The sequence below is a fragment of the Kitasatospora sp. NPDC008050 genome, assembly GCF_042957465.1.
GTDB lineage: Bacteria > Actinomycetota > Actinomycetes > Streptomycetales > Streptomycetaceae > Kitasatospora.
Genome location: NZ_JBIBIJ010000011.1, coordinates 64697 through 83852, shown reverse-complemented (window position 1 = coordinate 83852; position 19156 = coordinate 64697). Strand labels below are relative to the sequence as shown.

The 19156-nt window shown below is 71.1% G+C and carries 19 protein-coding genes and 1 pseudogene; 4 read left to right on the top strand and 16 right to left on the bottom strand.

From position 1 onward, the window contains the following. Positions 1 to 6: 6 nt before the first annotated feature. A pseudogene (locus tag ACFZB9_RS22235) lies at positions 7 to 318 on the bottom strand (SDR family oxidoreductase); the annotation flags it as partial. Between the two features lie 153 nt (positions 319 to 471). Then, entirely contained in the window at positions 472 to 2463 is a 1992-nt protein-coding gene (locus ACFZB9_RS22230; protein WP_391449640.1) for a DUF4157 domain-containing protein, read from the bottom strand. A gap of 537 nt (positions 2464 to 3000) precedes the next feature. On the opposite strand from ACFZB9_RS22230, the gene ACFZB9_RS22225 reads away from it, so the two are divergent. Further along, entirely contained in the window at positions 3001 to 3867 is an 867-nt protein-coding gene (locus tag ACFZB9_RS22225) for a polysaccharide deacetylase family protein (RefSeq protein WP_391449639.1), read from the top strand. A 656-nt stretch (positions 3868 to 4523) separates the two neighbouring features. Here the strand turns inward: ACFZB9_RS22225 and ACFZB9_RS22220 are convergent. The 4 genes from ACFZB9_RS22220 to ACFZB9_RS22205 are packed head-to-tail and all read right to left on the bottom strand — an operon-like array spanning position 4524 to position 7663. Next, positions 4524 to 5432 (bottom strand): NADP-dependent oxidoreductase, encoded by a 909-nt coding sequence (locus ACFZB9_RS22220; protein ID WP_391449636.1) that lies wholly within the window; start codon positions 5430 to 5432, stop codon positions 4524 to 4526. Between the two features lie 51 nt (positions 5433 to 5483). Then, positions 5484 to 6254, bottom strand: coding sequence for a TetR/AcrR family transcriptional regulator (locus ACFZB9_RS22215; protein ID WP_391449634.1), 771 nt, complete (start codon positions 6252 to 6254; stop codon positions 5484 to 5486). A 51-nt stretch (positions 6255 to 6305) separates the two neighbouring features. Then, positions 6306 to 6488 carry a hypothetical protein gene (locus ACFZB9_RS22210; RefSeq protein ID WP_391449633.1) on the bottom strand — a complete coding sequence of 61 codons (183 nt, stop codon included), beginning with the start codon at positions 6486 to 6488 and terminating at the stop codon, positions 6306 to 6308. A 29-nt stretch (positions 6489 to 6517) separates the two neighbouring features. Then, complete coding sequence (locus ACFZB9_RS22205; RefSeq protein ID WP_391449631.1) at positions 6518 to 7663, bottom strand: FAD-dependent oxidoreductase; 1146 nt, start codon at positions 7661 to 7663, stop codon at positions 6518 to 6520. Positions 7664 to 7799: 136 nt separating this feature from the next. Between ACFZB9_RS22205 and ACFZB9_RS22200 the strand changes: the two genes are divergently transcribed. After that, entirely contained in the window at positions 7800 to 8453 is a 654-nt protein-coding gene (locus tag ACFZB9_RS22200) for a TetR/AcrR family transcriptional regulator (RefSeq protein ID WP_391449630.1), read from the top strand. Positions 8454 to 8470: 17 nt separating this feature from the next. Further along, positions 8471 to 8710, top strand: coding sequence for an SDR family NAD(P)-dependent oxidoreductase (locus tag ACFZB9_RS22195; RefSeq protein WP_391449628.1), 240 nt, complete (start codon positions 8471 to 8473; stop codon positions 8708 to 8710). A 69-nt stretch (positions 8711 to 8779) separates the two neighbouring features. Here ACFZB9_RS22195 and ACFZB9_RS22190 read toward each other — a convergent pair whose 3' ends face one another. Further along, positions 8780 to 9430: a helix-turn-helix domain-containing protein gene (locus tag ACFZB9_RS22190; RefSeq protein ID WP_391449626.1), complete on the bottom strand. Its 651-nt coding sequence runs from the start codon at positions 9428 to 9430 to the stop codon at positions 8780 to 8782. 119 nt (positions 9431 to 9549) lie between these two features. Between ACFZB9_RS22190 and ACFZB9_RS22185 the strand changes: the two genes are divergently transcribed. Beyond that, a complete protein-coding gene (locus ACFZB9_RS22185; RefSeq protein ID WP_391449625.1) occupies positions 9550 to 9966 on the top strand; it encodes an ester cyclase in 417 nt (138 codons plus the stop codon). A gap of 31 nt (positions 9967 to 9997) precedes the next feature. Here the strand turns inward: ACFZB9_RS22185 and ACFZB9_RS22180 are convergent, their stop codons facing one another. The 9 genes from ACFZB9_RS22180 to ACFZB9_RS22140 form a co-directional block, all read right to left on the bottom strand. Continuing rightward, positions 9998 to 11479: an MFS transporter gene (locus ACFZB9_RS22180; protein ID WP_391449623.1), complete on the bottom strand. Its 1482-nt coding sequence runs from the start codon at positions 11477 to 11479 to the stop codon at positions 9998 to 10000. Between the two features lie 22 nt (positions 11480 to 11501). Next, positions 11502 to 11960 carry a MarR family winged helix-turn-helix transcriptional regulator gene (locus ACFZB9_RS22175; RefSeq protein WP_391449621.1) on the bottom strand — a complete coding sequence of 153 codons (459 nt, stop codon included), beginning with the start codon at positions 11958 to 11960 and terminating at the stop codon, positions 11502 to 11504. A gap of 92 nt (positions 11961 to 12052) precedes the next feature. Further along, positions 12053 to 12514, bottom strand: coding sequence for a cupin domain-containing protein (locus ACFZB9_RS22170; protein WP_391449619.1), 462 nt, complete (start codon positions 12512 to 12514; stop codon positions 12053 to 12055). A 130-nt stretch (positions 12515 to 12644) separates the two neighbouring features. Then, positions 12645 to 13631: a carbohydrate kinase gene (locus ACFZB9_RS22165; protein ID WP_391449618.1), complete on the bottom strand. Its 987-nt coding sequence runs from the start codon at positions 13629 to 13631 to the stop codon at positions 12645 to 12647. Beyond that, positions 13628 to 14617: a zinc-dependent alcohol dehydrogenase family protein gene (locus tag ACFZB9_RS22160; protein WP_391449616.1), complete on the bottom strand. Its 990-nt coding sequence runs from the start codon at positions 14615 to 14617 to the stop codon at positions 13628 to 13630. The genes ACFZB9_RS22165 and ACFZB9_RS22160 overlap by 4 nt, the downstream gene beginning before the upstream one ends. Before the next feature lie 28 nt (positions 14618 to 14645). After that, entirely contained in the window at positions 14646 to 15497 is an 852-nt protein-coding gene (locus ACFZB9_RS22155; protein ID WP_391449961.1) for a carbohydrate ABC transporter permease, read from the bottom strand. Positions 15498 to 15514: 17 nt separating this feature from the next. Further along, positions 15515 to 16414: a carbohydrate ABC transporter permease gene (locus ACFZB9_RS22150; protein ID WP_391449959.1), complete on the bottom strand. Its 900-nt coding sequence runs from the start codon at positions 16412 to 16414 to the stop codon at positions 15515 to 15517. A gap of 77 nt (positions 16415 to 16491) precedes the next feature. Further along, a complete protein-coding gene (locus ACFZB9_RS22145; RefSeq protein ID WP_391449615.1) occupies positions 16492 to 17856 on the bottom strand; it encodes an ABC transporter substrate-binding protein in 1365 nt (454 codons plus the stop codon). Positions 17857 to 18029: 173 nt separating this feature from the next. Beyond that, a complete protein-coding gene (locus ACFZB9_RS22140) occupies positions 18030 to 18791 on the bottom strand; it encodes a DeoR/GlpR family DNA-binding transcription regulator (protein WP_391449613.1) in 762 nt (253 codons plus the stop codon). Positions 18792 to 19156 lie beyond the last annotated feature (365 nt).

The following is a 19156-nucleotide window of genomic DNA, read 5'->3' as shown; positions in this document are numbered from 1 at the left end:
AGAGCTTCAAGTGCCGGCCGATCTCTGGCTCTGGCGACGAAGGACCCTGCGGTGGCCGCCGTCGACCCGCAGGACGGCGCCGGTGACGTAGGAGGAGCGGTCGCTGAGGAGCCAGGCGGCGGCCTGGGCAACCCCGTCCGGATCGGCGGCGCGGCGCAGCGGGGTCCGGGCGTTGAGCTGTTCGATGGTGCCGGGTGGCCTCTCGTCCCACTCGCGCAGCATGTCGGTGAGCGTGGTGCCGGGCGCGATGGCGTTGACGCCGATGCCCTCCGGTCCGTACGTGACGGCTGCCGATGCGGTGCGGCTGTTGACCGCCCGCCCCACTCTCCGCAAGACCTTCGAGCACCCCCTCGGGTGGGAGCCGACCGAGGAGCCGTAGCGACGCCGCGGCGGTCGTTCTCACCCTTCTTCCGCTGTTCCACTGTTCCGCTGTTCCACGGGTCCGCTCGGATGCGCGGCCGGGGCCGTTCGTTATCGCTTCTTCTTCTCGTACTTGAGGGTCCTGCCCTCGTTCAGGCGCTGGACCAGGTCGAAGGCGGCGATGGTCAGGGGCGTCAGGTCGGCGGTGCGCAGGCCGTCCTTCATTCGGCGCAGCTCGGCCACCAGGGCGACCTCCTCCCTGCCGGGTGTGCCGACCCGGTCGTCCACCGAGCCCAGTGCGCCGAGGGAGGCGTGGATGTGGCTCCAGTCCTCCTCGTTGGCCTGGATCTTCTCCGCCTCGGTCAGGTGCTTGTAGTTGCGCAGCAGGTCCTTGCCGGCCGGCATGCCCATGAGCCACTGGTGGCGGGTCAGCGGGATCTGCCGCTCGACGCGGTTGCCGGCGTCCCCGTGCTCGACGCTCCTGGGGTACACCAGAGCCTGCTCGTCGGTCGGGCTCAGACCGGCCGCTTCGAGGACGAACGCGGCGAACTCGGCCGGGTGTTCGCGGTAGTGGATCCGCATCGTGCGGGGCAGCAGCGTGAAGTTGTGGGCGAAGGAGGTGCGGGACATCAGACCACCCGCGATCGACTTCGAGTTCGCCCTGTTCCCCAGCTCGGCGCCGTACGTCAGATAGCTGCCGATCAGGGTGGCCAGACCGACCAGCCCATCCGTGGCCGCACCGCCGGTGATCTCCTCGGACAGGCCCTTGGCCTGCGCCTGGGCCGCCTGACGAATGCCGTCGACCATGCGCAGGCTGTCCTGGTGCAGGTCCTGCTTGGCCTCCTTGCGCTGGTCGAACGCGGCGGGCATGGTGAACGTGGGTCGCTTGTCCGGCGCTTGGAGGTACTCCATCAGCCGGGGCAGCTCGTCCAGTTTGAACCCACCGGTCATCTGCGGCGTGTAGACCAGCACGCCGTCGAGCGGGAACACCACCATCCCCGGGAGCGCCCTGAAACCGCCGAGGTCGACGTCCTGGAGCGGGAAGGACTCCTCGTCCTTGCGGGCGTCCAGGGCGCTCGACACCCTGGTGATCTCCCCCATCACCTGGAGGAGCTCGTCCTTCGTCGTGAGCGGCTCGGTCACCCATTCCAGGGCCGAGCCACCGGTCGGGCTGACGTCCGAGGTGAGCCGGTAGCCCGTGCCGCCACCGACCGTGCCCATCTTGGGGACGTCGCGGCCGGGGATGGGGCTCTCCCGGATCCGGCCGTTCTGGAGCAGCGACAGGGCGGCGAAGTGCTGGTGCTGCGCGTACGCGTCGGGAGCATCGCGCCGCGCCCGCGCGAGCCGCGCCGTGCCCTCGGCGGTGGCCTGGTACTGCCCGGGGCCGGCCGGCTGGGCGGTGAGCCACGCGTTCTTCAACTCCTCGCCGGGCCTGGCTCGTTCGGTATCGTCCAGGAGGTCACTGTGCTGCCGCCGGTCGGCCATTCTCAGCAGGACCTGCACACCGATCAGGTCGTCACGCCGGGAGACCTCGTCCTGGTACCTCTGCTCGTCCTGCGCGGTCAGGTTGTTGTGATCGCGTACCCGCCACTGCGACTCGAACTCGAAGCCGACGCGGCGCTGGACCGCGGTGCGGTGGACGGCGGTGCGGTGGACGGCGTCGTGCTGCCGGTCCCCGCCGCCGGCGGCGCAGTCGTGGACGCTCTCCCCGCGGGCGACCCGGGCCCCGACGTCGGACGCCTCGCGCTCCCACCTGTCGTCGGGATCGCTGAGACCGAGGGGGGCGTCGTGCTGGGTGGTGTGGTGGATCTCGTGGGCCATGGTCTCGACGTCGCGCAGCACGCTCGCGTTCTGGACCACGATGCTGTCGCCAACGGTGTAAGCCTTGGCGTCGATGCCCGCGGTGGCCCGCTCGTCGACCGAGACCCTGAGGTGGTCCAGCCTGGTACCGAAGGCGTGCTCCATGGTCGTTCGCAGACCGTCCGGCAGCCGGCTGCCGCCGCGCCCGGCCACTCTCGCCGCCTCCCGCACCGCGTCACGGCCGGTGGCTTCCTGGTTCCGCTCGCGCTCGATCATCCGGGCGACGGCCACGTTCCCGATCACTCGTTGCAGGGCAGCCGGCGCACCCGGAAGCGGCCTGCCGCTTCCGGGCGCGGCCCCGGTGGCCATGGCGGCAACCGGGAGCGCGCCGGGGCTGCGAACGGGGAGGACCGGCTTGGCCTGCAACGAGTGATCGGGGCCGGTGTTCTGTCGGGACTCGGTGGTGCGCCGCACGGAAGATCCCTTCGAGCGAGATCCGTTACATCGCCTCAGCATGCGAATCTGCCGCAGTAGCCGCCGTACGGGAAGGGCAAAAAGGGTGGACGAGGGGCCAATCCGAGCTGCCCGAACGGTCATCGTGTAGGTGTCCGGTCCACGGCCAGGCTCCCCTCTGATCCGTCCACCCCGACCACGACCCGGCGCAGGTCGCGCCTCGCCTCCATCAGCCGCCCCGCCGCCCGATCGCCCGGCGCACCTCGGCGGGCCGGCCGGCGGTGTGTCGCCGGCGCGGGCCGGCCCTGGCGTGGCAGTATGACCGCGCCCCCGCCCCGGGCCGGTGCCGGACCGGACCGCACGGACGCGCCGAAGGAGCGGATGCCCATGGACCGCCGCCAGGTCCTGACCGCTGCCGTCGGCGGCGTGCTGGCCGGGTGCACCGCGCCCAACAGCCCACGCGCCGACCGGGCCACCCCCGCCGCGTCGAGCACACCCGGCACGCCCGCCGCACCCAGCACGCCCGCCGTGTCCGTCGCACCGAGCCCGCTGGACCGGGCGCAGGTGGTGGCGCGCTACGCGGGCGTCACACCGAGCAGCTGGGGCATGGACGTGCCAGGTGCGCTCGGCCAACTCCAGCCGGGCCGTGGGCAGATCGCGCTGACCTTCGACGCCTGCGGCGGACCCGGCGGCGACGGCTACGACCAAGCACTGATCGACTTCCTGCACGACCACGCGGTGCCCGCCACGCTGTTCCTCAACTCCCGCTGGATCGACGCCAATCCCGAGACCTTCCGCCGGCTCGCCGCGCAGCCGCTGTTCGAGATCGGCAACCACGGGACCCGACACCGCCCACTGTCGGTCACCGGCCGCTCCGCCTACGGCATCCAGGGCACCCGCGACGCCGGGGAGGTCTTCGACGAGGTCGCCGGCAACCACAGCCGGCTCACCGAACTGCTCGGCACCCCACCGCGGTTCTTCCGCTCGGGCACCGCCCACTACGACGACGTGGCCGCCCGGATCGTGGCCGAACTGGGGGAACGGGTGGTGGGCTTCACCGTCAACGGCGACGCCGGCGCGACCTACCCCACGGCCCAGGTGGAGAGCGAGGTCGCCACCGCCCCACCGGGCGCGATCGTGCTCGCCCACATGAACCAGCCCGCCGGCCACACCGCCGCCGGCATCGCCGCCGCCGTCCCACGGCTCCTGGCGGCCGGCCACACCTTCACCCGGCTCGGCGACGCGCTGCGCTGAACCGAGCCGAGCCACTGCCCGGCTGGGCCACCGACGCCGGACGCACCGCGGACATACGGCCAAGCCGAGCCAGGCCCGCCGGACGCCGTGGAGGCCGGGCTCGGGTCAGCAGCACCCCACCCACCCCGAGGAAACCACCGACCATGCCGAAGACAGCCGCCGAGAAGCTCGGCATCAAGCCCGGCGCGAACGTGACCATCGTCAACGCCGCGCCCGGCACTCCCCTGCTCGCCGAACTGCCCGAGGGCGTGACCCTCTGCCCGGGACAGGAGCATGGTGACGGTGCGCCGGATGTCCTCGTGCTGTTCGCTGATGACCTCGCTCACCTGCACCGGGACGCCCCGGGCCTGCTCGCCCCGCTGACCGACGCCACCAAGGCGTGGATCGCCTACCGCAAGAAGGGGGTCTCGGACCTGAGCCGCGATGCCCTCATGCCAGCAGGGACCCGTGGCGAGGAACCATGCGCTCCAGTTCGCGCATCGTCGCCCCGTCGTCCACCGTGCGCTCGACGACCATCTCGGACCTCGCTTGCGCCCGCTCCGGCGGAGATCACGACTGTCCCACGGCACCCGGGAAACGCGGCGTCCGAGATCGGAACGCCGCGCCGCTCGCCCGGCCGTGTCCCTGCGGGCAACTCGCAGGAGCAGCCGCCACGCTCAGCCGACCAGCAGCACCAGCCTGCCTCGCACGCGGCCGTGCTCGCTGGTGCGATGCGCTTCGGCGATCTCGGCGAGTGGGAAGGTCCGGTCGACAGGAAGCCAGAACCGCCCGGTCGCGATCACCTCACCCACCTCGGCCAGCGCGTGGAAAGCGTGACCGAGGAACCCGTTGCTGAACAGCACGCCGTGCTCCTTCGAACCCTCGAAGTCGGCGAGCGTCACCACGTTCTGCGCGCCGCCGGCGAGGTCGATGAGCTGGGGCAGGACACCGCTTCCGGCGACATCGAGGGCGAGATCGACACCGCCGGGAGCGAGAGCGCGTACCTGCTCGACCATGCCTTCGCCGTACGTCACGGGCTCCGCGCCCAGCAAGCTCAGGTAGCCCTGGTTGGCGGCGCCGGCGGAGCCGATCACGCGCGCGCCGCGTGCGACGGCGAGTTGGACGGCTGTGCTGCCGACCCCGCCGGAGGCGCCGTTGACGAAGAGCGTGCTCCCGGCTGCCACGTTGAGCGCGTCAAGGCTACGGGTCGCCGTTTCGAGTGCGACGGGCAGTGCGGCGGCATCGATGAACCCCAGGGAGGGGGGAATGATCGCGCGGTGGGTCAGCAGGGCCAGTTCGGCCGCCCCGGCGCCGTCGTCGCAGACACCGAACACCCGGTCGCCGACGGCCACGTCACTCACGCCCTCGCCGACCTCGTCGACCACACCCGCGACATCGCGACCCGTCGTCTGCGGGAGCCCCGCACCGAAACTCAGCAGGCCCTTGCGCAACTTCCAGTCGGTCGCACTGATTCCGGCCGCGTGCACGACGATCCGGACCTGCCCAGGACCTGGATGTGGGTCGGGAAGCTCCACGATTTCCAGGACCTCGGGCCCGCCGAATGTGCTGAACTGTGCTGCCTTCATGACATTCCTCTCCGTTCGACGCATGCTGGTGCGTCGTCGATCACGGATCCCTCAGGTGACCTGTCGGTGCTCATGGTGACCTTCGATCTGCGGGGTGAGTCCTCGCAGGAGCTGCTCAAGCGTGAAGTCGAACCGGTCGTGCCCCTCGCCGGAGGTCACCTCCCGCGCAAACGCCACCGAGTTCGGGAAGCGGTCCGGGGGCAGCATCGTGAAACGCTCGATGATTTCGGCCCTGTCGACGACGCGTCCTTCGGTGTCCTCCCCGGGATGCCGCCGAAGCCGTACGAGGCTGTAGGCACCGACGTACTGGAACGCGCCGTCGATGGCCCACGCGGCGGACTGCGGCGACACCCCTGCGGCCAGGAGGATCGCGAGCAGGCCTTCGAAGATCCGCAGCGCGTCCAGGCTGTGCGGGGTTCCCTCCAAGGCGGCACGGGAGATGCCCGGATACCGGAGGTACTGGTCACGCAACTGCCGGCAGACGTCGATGGCCTGCACCCTCCAGCGCGCGGGATCCGGCGCGGGCAACGTCACCCGTGAGCACAGCTCCCCGATCAGCAGGTCGTCGAGCTGCGCCTTGTCGCGCACGTGCGCGTACAGCGCCCCCGGGGTGGCCTGCAGCGCAGCAGCGATCCGACGCATCGTCAAAGCATCGAACCCTTCGGCCTCGACGAGTTGGAGCGCGGCGTCCACGATCCGGCCGACCGTGATGGGTGTCCGGCGGGGCCGGGACGCACCCTGCGTGCCGTCCAGTGCCGCGATCTGCGCCGCCCACTGGTCACGGGAGACGATGTCGCGCGAAGCGTTCCCCTTGGCGGCCATGACTCGACGGTAACACCTTCCGTGAACACTGTTCAATGAAGAAAACAGTGTTCACCATCCGATTTCGCCGACCAGGGCGATGAGCGCCCGGTCGTCGGGGTTGCGTCCGGCCTCCATCCGCAGGACCGCGACGCACTCGCGGGCGGCGCGTGGCCAGTCCGCGTACAGGGACCGGTAGGCATCGTCGAGGAAGGTCAGCCGGATCAGGAGACCAATCGCCGGCCCCCGGCCCACCTGGCCCAGGGCTTCCCTCGGGCGGGAGCTCAGGACTGGGCGGCCGCGTCGTGGTCGAGGTCGGGGCTGTCGGCGGACAGCAGGTGCTCGGCGCCGCCTTCGAGGATCGTGGCCGTCTCGGTGGAGCGGGGGAGCATGGCCTTCTCGTAGGTGCGGACGGCGGCGTCGACGGTGGCGGAGTCGGCGAGGGCGAGGGCGAGTTCGCAGGCGTCGAGCATGGCGAGGTTGACGCCGACGCCGAGCGGGGGCATGAGGTGGGCGGCGTCGCCGAGCAGGGTGACGGTCGGGTTGTGCGCCCAGGCGTGCGGGACGGGGAGGGCGAGGATCGGGCGCTCGACGTAGGGACCGTCGTTGTCGGCGATCATCCGGCGCATCCGGGGCGACCAGTGGGCGTACCTGTCGAGGAGCAGGGCGCGGATGCCGCCGGTGTCGTCGGCGGTCAGGCCGCTGCGGCTGATCCAGTCGACCGGGACTCGCTGGATGAGGTAGACGCGGATGTGGTCGGCGCTGTTGCGCTGGGCGAACATGGCGCGGTCGCCGTCAGCTGCGTGGGCGCTGCCCTGGCCGACCAGGTCGGCGATGTCGGGGTGGCGCCTCTCGACGTCGGAGAAGCGTGCCTCCAGGAAGCTCACCCCGGTGTACTGGGGAACGGCGGGGGACACGGCCGGGCGTACCCGGGAGTAGGCCCCGTCGGCGCCGATGACCAGATCGGTCTCGATGGTCGTGCCGTCGGTGAAGTGCAGCTGCTGCGGCCCGTCGACGGGCCCGCTGATCGCGTCGAGGGCTTGTCCCCAGTGCACGGTTCCCGGTTGCAGGGAGTCGAGCAGCAGGTCGCGCAGCTGGCCACGGTCGATCTCCGGCTTGAAGAGCTCGTCGGCCTCCGGGACCTGGTGGGAGGTGATCGTGCCGGTCGGGTCGAGCCGGCGCATCTCCTGCCCTTCGGGGCGGGCCAGCTCGAAGAACTCCTCAAGCAGGCCGGCCTCGCGCAGCGCGATCTGGCCGTTGTCGGCGTGCAGGTCCAGGGTGCCGCCCTGGTTGCGGGCGTCGGGGCCACGGTCGCGGTCGTGGACGGTGACCGCGATGCCGCGCCGTTGGAGGATGCGGGCGCAGGTCAGCCCGCCGGGCCCGGCGCCGATGATGCTGATCCTGGCCTGGGCAGGTGCTACGGAGTTCATGGTCTTCCCATCGCCGGTGCCGGATCACGGCCGTGGCCCTCTGCCACGGACCCGTCGGGCACCGGCTTCATTATTTTGCAACGACTCCAAATATGCAACCGTTCCAAGTTTGTCACGTGCCCGGTAGGGTTGGGACATGGCAGAGACGATCGAGCGCGCAGAACCGGGCGGGCGGCGCGAACGCAAGAAGGCCGCCACCCGCCAGACGATCGCCGACACGGCGCTGCGACTGTTCCTGGAACGCGGCTACGAGCAGGTGGGCGTCCGCGAGATCGCCGAGGGCGCCGACGTGTCGGTGTCGACCCTGTTCAACTACTTCCCCCAAGGCAAAGAGGCCCTGGTCTTCGACGAGGACGCCCGCAACGAGGCCACCCTGGTCCGCGCGGTCACCGACCGGCCGACCGGCCAGAGCATCCCCCATGCGCTGCGCGCCCACCTCACCGGCTTCGTCGGCTCGGCCCACCCCCGGGACCCCCGGTTCGCCGACTTCCTGCGGCTCGTCCGGGAGACCCCGGCGCTGCGCGAGTACTCCCGCGCGATGTGGCTGCGCCACGAGCACGCCCTGGCCCGCACTCTCGCCGACCAGACCGGCCGGCCGCACGACGACCTCATCTGCGCCGCCTACGCCCGGTTCACCCTGGAAATCCTCGCGTTCGCCGACTCCCACCCCGACCCCGCCGCCGCCATCGACCAGGCCTGCCTCCTGCTCGACCAGGGCTGGACGGCCACCGTCGCCCACCATGACCCCGAGTCCGGTGGACCCGCCGCCGCCCCCTCCCCCACCGCATAGGGCTGCCGCATGGCCCCGTGGCCGTCGTCACGGGTGCCGCTACCGGCATCGGAGCCGCGACCGCGCGCCGGTTCGCCGCCGACGGGTACACCGTGGTGCTCGTGGGCCGCACCGAGGCGACCCTCCGGCACACCGCCCAACAGGGCCCGGCGGGTGCGCAGATGCATCCCTGGGTGGCCGACATCTCGGATCTCACCGCTGTCACCGCGGCCACGGACGGCGTGGCCGAGAGGTTCGGGCGCCTGGTCGACGCCTGACGGCGAGGACGAGATGCACCGGATCCCGGCAGGCGGCAGGGCTGCTGCCGGCGGTACGGGCACGCAACGTCAGGAAGGCTGCGGCGGCGTCGCGTTCGTGGGTGGGAACGGATCGGCCGGACGGCTCGTCGCACGGGCCTGCAGGCGCACCCGAAGTCCGTCCCCGCCCGCCAGGTAGAGCACTTCGGCCGGCTCCTCGCCGGCCGCGCCGAACCAATGGGGGGTCCGGGTGTCCAGTTCGGCCGCGTCGCCGGGACCGAGCGCGATCCGGGCATCGGCCAGGACGAGCTGGACCTGCCCGACCAGGACGCACATCCACGCGTGGCCTTCGTGGCGGCGCTGGTCGGGCGTCTCGTGCGGGGGCAGGATGAGCCGGTACACCTGGATTCCGCCCGTGTGGTGGGAGAGCCGTTGCGCGGCGATGCCACGCCGCCGTCGCGGCGAGTGCACGACCGGCGGCTCGCCCACGTGCTCCACCACCGCGACCAGTTCCTCCACGGGAGTCCGGTAGACGGCGGCGAGCGGGACCAGCAGGTCGAGTGAGGGCCGGCGTTGCCCACCTTCCAGGCGCGAGAGCGTGGAGGCGCCGATGCCGGTCAGCGCAGCCACCTGGTGCAGCGTCAGCCCGGCGGCCTGGCGCAGCACCCGCAGCCGGGAGCCGATCTCCGGGAGCAGTCGGGCGATCTGATGGCGCTGGGGGATCACGGAGACGGTTGCCATGGCCCACAGTTTTGCAGTTTCCGCATCTTCGTGGACCGCGGTCCGCGCAGCGACGGACTATCAGAACGGGCCGGATCACGGCCCGCTGGAGCCGTCCTGTACAGAAAGGTGGTGGCGGCGTGAGCGGACAGGAGTCCTCCGCGGACCGCATGCGGTACTTCGTCGAGCAGGTGCAGGAGAAGGGCCGCCTCGACCTGATCGACGAGCTCTTTCATCCCGACTTCCGCAACCACACCGTCGAGCCGGGGCAGCGCAATGACCGCCAGGGGGTGCGCGAGACCATGGTGGCCATGCACGCGGCCTTCTCCGACCTGCGCGTCGAGGTCCTGCACTGCGTCGCGGACGGAGATCTCGTGGCCACCCACAAGGTGTTCCGCGGCAGGCACACCGGCACGTGGTTCGGTATCCCACCGTCGGGCAACCAGGTCGAGTTCAGGGTGATGGACCTGGTCCGCTACCGGAACGGCCAGTTCTTCGAGCACTGGGCCGTCGCCGACGCGGTGAGCCTGCTGCGCCAGACCGGCGCCCTGCCGTAGCTCCTGCCGCCCGGCCATGGATTGCCCATGTTCATGGGACCGGGCGATCGGCGGGGGGCCTGGTGCGCAGAGTGCGGTCGGCGATGGTCATCAGGACCAGGGCGATGCTGACGCCGACCATGATCCAGGCGATCAGGTGCACGCCGTGGTCCGAGACGCTGGTGTGGAAGACGACGCCGGTGATCGCGGATGCGGCGATCGAGCCGATGTAGCCGAAGGTCCGCAGCAGGCCCGAGGCGGTGCCGAGCAGTTCGGCGGGTGCCTGGCTGTACAGGGCGGTCTGGTTGCCGGCGGCGGCCGTACCCATGACGATGCCGAAGACCAGGGTGACCGCCACGACCCAGCCGATCCAGGCCGACGCGCTGAACAGGAGTACCCCGGCCGATCCGAGCAGGCAGGCCAGGGCTGCGGCGATGACCGGGCCGCGAACCAGGTTGCGCCGCGAGATCGGTGAGATCACCAGGCCCGAGACGAGCGTCATCGGGAGCAGTAGCAGCCCCGCCTCGGTCTCGGACAGGCCCCGCACGGCCTGGGCCCACTGCGTGACGCCGTACAGCACGACGTAGACGCACAGCAGGACGAGTCCGTAGCGCAGGTAAGTACTGGTCAGGGCCCGGTTTCGGGCGAGCAGGCGGAAGTCGAGGAACGGAGTTCGGGCGCGCAGTTCCCACAGCACCAAGCCGATCCAGACAACCACGGAGATGGCCAGCAGGTACCAGTGCGCGGTGGGCAGGCCGAACAGGAACAGCAGCAGCGCGATCATCGCGGCGGCGAAGCCGGCGATGCCGATCACGTCCAGGCCGGCCGCGATGTCACGGGCACTGCGGGTGCGGTCCAACGGGCCGTCGGCGGATACCCAGAGCAGCGTCGCCGCCAGGGCGGCCAGGGCGACCGGAACGTTGACGAAGAACACCGCCCGCCAGCCCAGCGCGCCCACCAGCACACCACCGAGCGGCAAGCCGAGGGAGGCGGTGGCGATACCGGCGATCTGCAGACCGCCCAGTACCCCGCCCGGGGGCCTGTCCAGGCCGGCGTCCTTGGCGCGTCGGCGGATCAGCAGCATGGCCGTCGGATAGGCACACGAGGTGCCCAGACCGATCAGCACCCGGCTGACCAGCAGCGTCAGCAGGTTCTGGGCGAACCCGCCGATCAGTCCGCCGACGATGACCAACCCGATGCCGGTCAGGAACACCCGACGCGGTCCGAACACCTCGGCGGCCTTGCCCGCCGTGGGCTGCGCGATCGCGCTGGCCAGGTAGAGAGCCGTGACCAGTGCGGCGGTCTGCCCGATCGAGACGCCCAGACCGTGGGCGATCGGCACCAGCGCGGTGGCGATCAGCGAGCTGTTGACGGGGTTGAGCGCCGAGCCGAGGAACAGCGGTGCGGTGAACCGCCACGAGAACGGCTGCTCGGGCGGCGTGGCTATCGCCGCCGGGGCGCTGGTCGAGGACTCGGTCGAGGACTCGGTCGAGGACCCAGGGGTGGACCCAGATGTGGACCCGGTCGAGGGCATCAGATTCTCCAGTACATGGTGGTCACAGGAGCTCGGCGAGACGCTCCAGCAACCGTGCGGCGGCGTCGAGGGCCGCGATCTCCTCGTCGGTGAACGACTCGGCCAGCACGCCGGCGATCCGGTCCGCAAGGGCGCTGCGCCCCGAGGTGATCGCGGCCTGCCCCGCGGGGGTCAGGCTCAGGATCATGCGGCGCCCGTCGACGGAGTCCGGCTGCCGCACGACCAGGTCACGCTGTTCAAGGCCCGCGATCGTGGCCCCCATCGCCTGCGGGGTGATCTGCTCGCGCCGGGCAAGCTCCGCGGTCGTGGCGGGACCGAGCCGGTCCAGCCGCGCCAGCGCCGACAACTGCGGCACACTCAGGTCGCCCTCGGACAGTGCCTCCTGGGTGCGCCGCTTGAAAGCCCCTACGCTCACCCGCAGCCGGGTGGCGGTCTCATGGACCGCCATGGTCCGCTCGGTCGACTTCTGGATCTCGTTCACCTATAGAAGGCTAGCCTTCTAAAGGCAAACTTGCAAACCTGACCTTCCATGTGCGGGTGAGGCGTCGCGTGAAAGCCCCCAGCGGCGGACCGTCAGCGCGGTGGGCCGAGGATGATGTTGCCGTACTTGTCGGCGATGCCGGGATCGGGTGTCACCTGGAAGCCGGGCGGACGTGGGGTGGACCTGTCGCGGCCGGTCTCCCGGAACATCCCCTCGATGCCGGCCGGCGTGTTGATCACCAGCAGGTCGGCCTTCTTCGAGGTGATGCGGTATCCGTGCGGGATCTGCTTGGGCAGGAACACCACGCCGCCCTCGGCGAGTTCGTACTCCTGGTCGTCGCACCAGACCAGGGCGGTGCCCTTGATCAGCAGGAAGATCTCGTCCTCGCGGGTGTGCAGGTGATACGGCGGCGCCTCCCCCTGGGCGACGTCGAAGCGCCCCATCATGAGCTGCCCGTCGGTGGCCTTGCCGTCGAGCAGCATCGCCAGCGTGCCACCGCCGAGCCATTCGAGTTGCTGCTGCTGTTCGGGTTGCGCGAGATAGGCCATGCTCATGGCGGGCTCCGTTCAGGTACGGGGACGCTCGTGCAGGCGCAGCGTCGAGGGGTGGGCGCGGTCGTGGTGGTAGGTGTCGATGCCGACCTTGCTCCCGGATATGTTCACGGCCGACCTCGTGACCTTCGGATCAGTCCAGGAGCTCGGCACGGCGCGGCGGGTCGGCGCCCGGGCGGGTGCAGGTGAAGGCCGCGGTACGGGCTGCCAGGGCGAGCGACCCGACCACCGGCGCGGGCAGCCGCCACGTGCCGGTGGCGGCCCGCAGCTGGTCGCGGGCGGGCACCCGCTCCCCCCGGGCGCCGCCCAGCAGCCCGGCCCGCAGCAACCCGCTGAGCAGGCCGGCCATGAAGGCGTCGCCCGCGCCGACCGTGTCCGCCACCTCGGCCGGAGCCGGCCGGACCCGGTGGCCGCCGTGCCGCCAGAAGGCCCGTGCGCCGCTGGCCCCGAGGGTCAGCACCACGAGCGAAGGGCCGCTGCGTGCCCACCGCGCGGCCACCGCGGCGGTGTCGTGGCCGGGGTAGAGCCAGCCGAGGTCCTCGTCGCTGGCCTTCACCACGTCGCTGAGGGCCACGAGTTCCTCGACCCGCGGCCGCTCCCGCGCCGCGGGGCCCAGGAGTGCGGAGCGCAGGTTCGGGTCGTAGGAGACCGTGACGCCCGGGCGCGCCGCCCGTACGGCCGCGACCACCTGCTCGGCGCCGGGTTCGAGCAGCGCGGCGATCGACCCGGTGTGCAGATGGGCGAGCGGGCCGGTGGTGGCCGGGTCGGTCGCCGCGGGCGGCAGGCTCCAGCTGACGTCGAAGTGGTACCTCGCCACGCCGCCGGCGTCGAGGACGGCGGTGGCGGTGGACGTCGCGGCGTCCACGACCGACCCGTCGGTGAGTCGCACACCGTTCTCGCCGAGGTGGCGCCGCAGCATGCGGCCGTACTCGTCACCGCCCACCCGGGTGGCCAGCCGCACCGGGTGGCCGAGCCGGGCCAGCCCGAGCGCCACGTTCGCGGGGCTGCCCCCGGGGACGGCGCGTCGCCGGCCGTCCGGTCCGGCCAGGATGTCGGTGAGCGCCTCACCGATGACCAGGGCCGAGGGCTCCGCGCGCGGCAGGGGTGCTCCGGTATTCATGGCGTGATGACGATCTTCCGGCCCTTACCCGCCTGGAAGCGGCGCAGCGCGGCGGCGTAGTCGGCCAGCGGGAGCCGGTCGCTGATGAAGACCTGCGGGTCCAGCACTCCGGCGGCGAAGAGCTCCGCCGCGCGCTCGTAACTGTGCAGGACCGCCATCGAGCCGGTGATGGTGATCTCCTGGTTGTAGATCCGGTAGGGCTCGATCGTCGCCCGGGCGGCGTAGTCCGCGACGCCGAACTGCAGGTAGGTGCCGCCCTTGCCGACCCGGCCCAGGGCCTCCTGGATGGCCCGCTCGTTGCCGGTGGCGTCGATGACCACGTCCCAGCCGCGCGGCCGCTCGATCTCCGCGGCGTCGGTGACGGCGTTGGTGCAGCCCAGCAGGCGGGCGGCGGTGAGCCGTTCGCTGTTGATGTCGACCACGTCCACGCCGGCCGCCCCGGTGCGCTTGGCGAGCTCCAGCATCATCAGGCCCATGGTGCCGGAGCCGTAGATCAGCACGCTGCTGGCCAGCCGGCTGCGCAGCACGTCGTATCCGCGCACCGCGCAGGAGAGCGGTTCGATGAGGGCGGCGTCCTCGGTGCGGACGTGCTCGGGCAGGCGCACGCAGTTGGCGACCGGGGCGAGGGCGAACTCGGCGGCCGCACCCGGGACGGTGACCCCGATCGCGGCGAAGTGCTCGCACAGGTTGCTCCGCCCGATCCGGCAGTAGTGGCACTCGTGGCAGGGCAGCGAGGGGTCGACGGCGACCCGGTCCCCGATCGCCAGCTCACCGACGCCGGTGCCCACGGCGACCACCTCACCGGCGAACTCGTGGCCCGGGACGATGGGCAGGGTGGGCGCGAACTCGCCCTGCAGGATGTGCAGATCGGTGCCGCACAGGCCGCAGGCCGCCACCTTGACCACCACCTCCCGCGGGCCCGGTGCCGGATCCGCCACGGTCTCCATGGTCACCACACCGGGCGCGCTGATGACGGCGGCCTTCACCGCACCGCCCCCGAGACGATTTGACTGGTCATTTGACTGCTCCGAGCGAGAGGCCCTGGACGAGCTTGTCCTGGGCGGCGAAGCCGGCGATGAGCACCGGCACGGAGATACAGACGGCGGCGGCGCACACCTTCGCCAGGAAGAGGCCCTGGCTGGTGACGAAGCCGGTCAGGAAGACGGGTGCGGTGCCGGCGACGACGCCCGTCAGCACCCGGGCGAACAGCAGTTCGTTCCAGCTGAAGATGAAGGAGATCAGCGCGGTGGCCGCGATGCCCGGCATCGCCACGGGGGCCACGATCCGCACCAGCGTGGTCAGCAGCCCCGCGCCGTCGATCGAGGCGGCCTCCAGCAGTTCCTTGGGCACCTCGGCCAGGAAGGAACGCATCATCCACACCGCGATCGGCAGGTTCATCGAGGTGTAGAGGATGACCAGCAGCCAGATGTCGTCCAGCATGCCGGTGTTCTGGGCGATCAGGTAGATCGGCAGCAGGCCCGCCACGGCCGGCAGCATCTTGGTGGACAGGAAGAAGAACATCACGTCGGTCCACTTGCGCACCGGCCGGATCGACAGCGCGTAGGCGGCGGGGATCGACAGCAGCAGCACCAGCAGGGTCGAAGCCACGCTGGCCGTCAGGGAGTTGATCAGCGGCGGCCACGGGCTCACCCCGGTGCCGGCGCCGAAGAACTCCCGGTACCCCTGCAGGGTCAGCCCGGCCCCGACACTGGGCGGGTTGGTGGCCGCGGCCGACTCGCTGTGCAGCGAGGTGAGCACCATCCAGGCGAACGGCAGGAAGAAGAGCACCCCGCAGACCCAGGCCAGCAGCCCGAGCACGGCGCCGCCCTGCCGGGCCGCGGCGACGCGACGACGCGGGGCGGACAGGGTGGTGGTCGCGGCCGTCACAGTGACTCCTCCCGGAACAGCGACGAGACGGTCCTCAGCGCGAAGGTCGCGAGGAGGATGGTGCAGATGACCACGAGGACGCCCTCGGCGGAGGCCTGGCCGTAGTCGTGGCCCTGGTAGAAGGTCTGGTAGACGGTGTAGGGCAGGTTGGCGGTGCCCAGCCCGCCGGAGGTCAGTGTGAAGACCGCGTCGAAGTTCTGCACCACGTAGATGCTGCCGAGCAGCGCGGCCAGCTCCAGGTAGCGGCGCAGGTGCGGGAAGGTGAGGTAGCGGAACACCTGCCAGGTGCTCGCCCCGTCCACCCGGGCCGCCTCGACCACGTCCATCGGCCGGCTCTGCAGTCCGGCGAGCAGGATCAGCATCATGAACGGCGTCCACTGCCAGATCAGCGAGGCCTCCACCGCGAGCAGCGGCGTGGTCGAGAGCCAGTCCAGCTGCGGTGCGTGGGTGCTGCCGAACAGGCTCCACAGCCAGGTCAGCGTGCCGTTCAGCAGACCGTAGGAGGCGTTGTAGATCGCGTGCTTCCAGAGCAGCGCGGAGGCCGCGGGAACCACCAGGAAGGGCGTGATCAGCATCGTGCGCACGATGCCGCGGCCGCGGAAACGCCGGTCGAGCAGCAATGCCAGCACCAGCCCCAGGAGCAGGCTCACCAGGACCACGGCGGCGGTCAGCAGGACCGTGGTCCCGAGGGACGAGCGCAGCGCCGGATCCTCGAACGCCGCCTTGTAGTTGGCCAGGCCGCCGAACCCGCGGTCGTCCGGCTCCAGCGCGTTCCAGCGCATGAACGAGATCACCAGGGTCCCCACGAAGGGCAGCTGGGTGACGACGATCATGAATATCAGCGCCGGCAGCAGCGGCGCCCGGCGGGACCAGGCGCCCCGCGGCCGCCGGCTCATCGGCGGGGCGCCGGGCCGCGGCGCCTCCGAGGGGCGCCGGCTGCGAAGGATCGAGAGGGTGCTCAAGGGTGCCTCCGTCAGTGACCGGCGTACTTGGCGCCGACCTTGGCGGCGAGCGCCTGACTGTTCTTCAGCGCCTGGTCCACACTGCTCTGGCCCGCGATCGCGTCGCTGATCTGCTGCGAGACCTGGGTGCCCAGATCGGTGAACTCCGGGATCCCGACGAACTGGATGCCCGGCGCGGGCCGCGGCTGCACGCCCGGGTTCTGCGGATCGACGCTGGTCAGCGCGGTCTCGGTGGCCTGGGCGAACGCCGAGGCGGCGGCCACGTAGCTCGGGTTGCGGTACGTCGAGGCACGCTTGCCGGCCGGCACCCGGGACCAGCCCAGACTCTGGCCGACCAGGTTCTCGTAGCCCTGCCCGGAGGCCCAGGAGATGAACTTCCAGGCGTCGTCCTGGTGCTTGCCGGCCTTCTGCACGCCCCACGCCCAGGTGTAGAGCCAGCCCGAGCTCTTCGTCCGGTCGACCGGCGCGGGCACGTACCCGATCTTCCCGGCCACCGGTGAGTCGGAGGCCTCCAGCGAGCCGGCCGCCGAGGTCGCGTCGTACCACATGGCGACCTTGCTCTGCTCCATGTCGTTGAGGCACTCGGTGAACCCGGACTGCGGTGCGCCCGCCTCACCGTGGGACTTCACCAGGTTGACGTAGAAGTTGGTCGCGGCGGTGAAGGCCGGGGCGGTCAGCTGGGCCTGCCAGTTCTGGTCGAACCAGGTGCCGCCCATGGTGTTGACCACGGTGGTCAGCGGTGCGATCACCTCGCCCCAGCCCGGCTGCCCGCGCAGGCAGATGCCCTTCATGCCCGACTGCGCCCCGTCGGCCTGGGCCGCCAGGTCGGCGACCTGCTCCCAGGTCGGATTGGCGGGCATGGTCAGGCCCTTGGCCGCGAAGACATCCTTGCGGTACATCAGGAACGAGGACTCGCCGTAGAACGGTTCGGCGTAGATCTGGCCGTTGTACGTCAGCGCCTGCTGGATGGTGGGCAGGATGTCACTCTGCTGGAAGCCGGTGTCACTGCCGGCGTACCCGCTGAGCGAGGCCAGCCAGCCGTTCTTCGCGTAGAACGGGACCTCGTAGTTGCTGATGGTCGCGATGTCGTACTGCCCGGACTGGCTGGAGAAGTCCTGGGTGAACTTGTCCCGGGCGTCGTCCTCCGGCAGCACGGTGAAGTTGACCTTGATGCCGGTGGTCTTGGTGAAGTTGGCCGCCGTCAGCTTCTGCAGATCCTCCATCTGCGGGTTGTTCACCATCAGCACGTTGATGGAGTGCGCCTGCGAGCCGCCGCCGGCGCCACCGGCGCCGCTGCAGCCGGCCAGGGGGGCGCCGCACAGGGCTGCCAGGCCCAGCGGCACGGTGGCGCGCAGGACCGTCTGTCTGATCGTCATGGTGCGTGTTCCCTTTCTCGGCGAACCCGGTCGGGTGGGACCGGTTCGGGCACGGGCGACCGGGGCGGCGGCCGCGCGTCCTGCGGAGACGGCGGCAGCCGCGCCACGGCCACCGGCCGGTGGTTCCTCGGGCGTGGTGGTCTTCGAGGGCGGGTCTTCCAGGGACCGGTGCCTCAGGCCCGGATGACGTGCGGTCCCAGCAAGGCGTAGCGATGGGCTTCCGCGCTGGACAGTTCGGTATCGGTGACGATGGTCTCGAAGTCGCCGACCTCGGCGAAGCGGCAGAAGCTGCTGGCTCCGAACTTGCTGTGGTGACCCATGAAGACCCTTCTGCGGGACACCCCGAGGGCCTTGGCCTTGACATCGGCCACCGCCGGATCGGGCGTGGTCAGGCCGAGGTCCCGGGAGATCCCGTTCGCCCCCAGGAACGCCAGGTCGATGACGAAGCCCGAGAGCATCGCGCAGGCCCAGGAGCCCACGGTGGCCATGGTCCGGCCGCGGACCCGGCCGCCCAGCAGCAGGACGGTCATGTTGGCCGAGTCGGCCACCGCCGCCGCGGTCGACAGCGAGGCCGTCACCACGGTCAGCGGACGGTCGGCCGGCAGCAGCGCGGCGAGGAGCTGCGGGGTGTAGCCCTCGTCGACGAAGACGCTCTCCGCCTCGCCCACCAGCTTGACGGCTTCGGCCGCGATCCGGCGCTTCGCCTCCACGTGCCGGGTGACGCGCTGCGCCAGGTCGGTCTCGAAGCCGGTGCTCTCGACCGGGTAGGCGCCACCGTGGGTACGGCGGACCAGCCCCCGGCGCTCCAACTCGCTCAGGTCGCGCCGGATGGTCTCCACCGCGACGTTGAAATCCGCGGCCGCGGCGGTGACCTCGACGCGCCCCTCCTGCCGGGCCAGGACCAGGATCCGGTGTTGCCGCTCCGTTGCCTGCATCTGCCGATCTCCCTCCGCCCGTTCGGACATCGGAAGCCCGAAATGCGCCCGTGGAAGATTTATACCCCCGTCCCGACGCTACGGACAGCTCCGCGGCCGACTGGAACAAGCCCGAATCATGCCCGTTCCCCGTGGAGATGAGTGCAGGTCAGCGGCACAGGCCTGCTCGGTGGCCCCTCTCCGATGCCCGAATGACCGGGTTCCGGCTCCCGATCCCGCACAGCAGCGCCTGGATCGGTGCGGGATCCGGTCATCCCGTGCCGGGGAAACACGCGGTCACGGGGCTTGACCCCGCTGTCGGACACCGACGACACTCGGACCCCGATGGTCCGGGCCGACCCCAGCCCAGGTGGCCGACCGCCTCG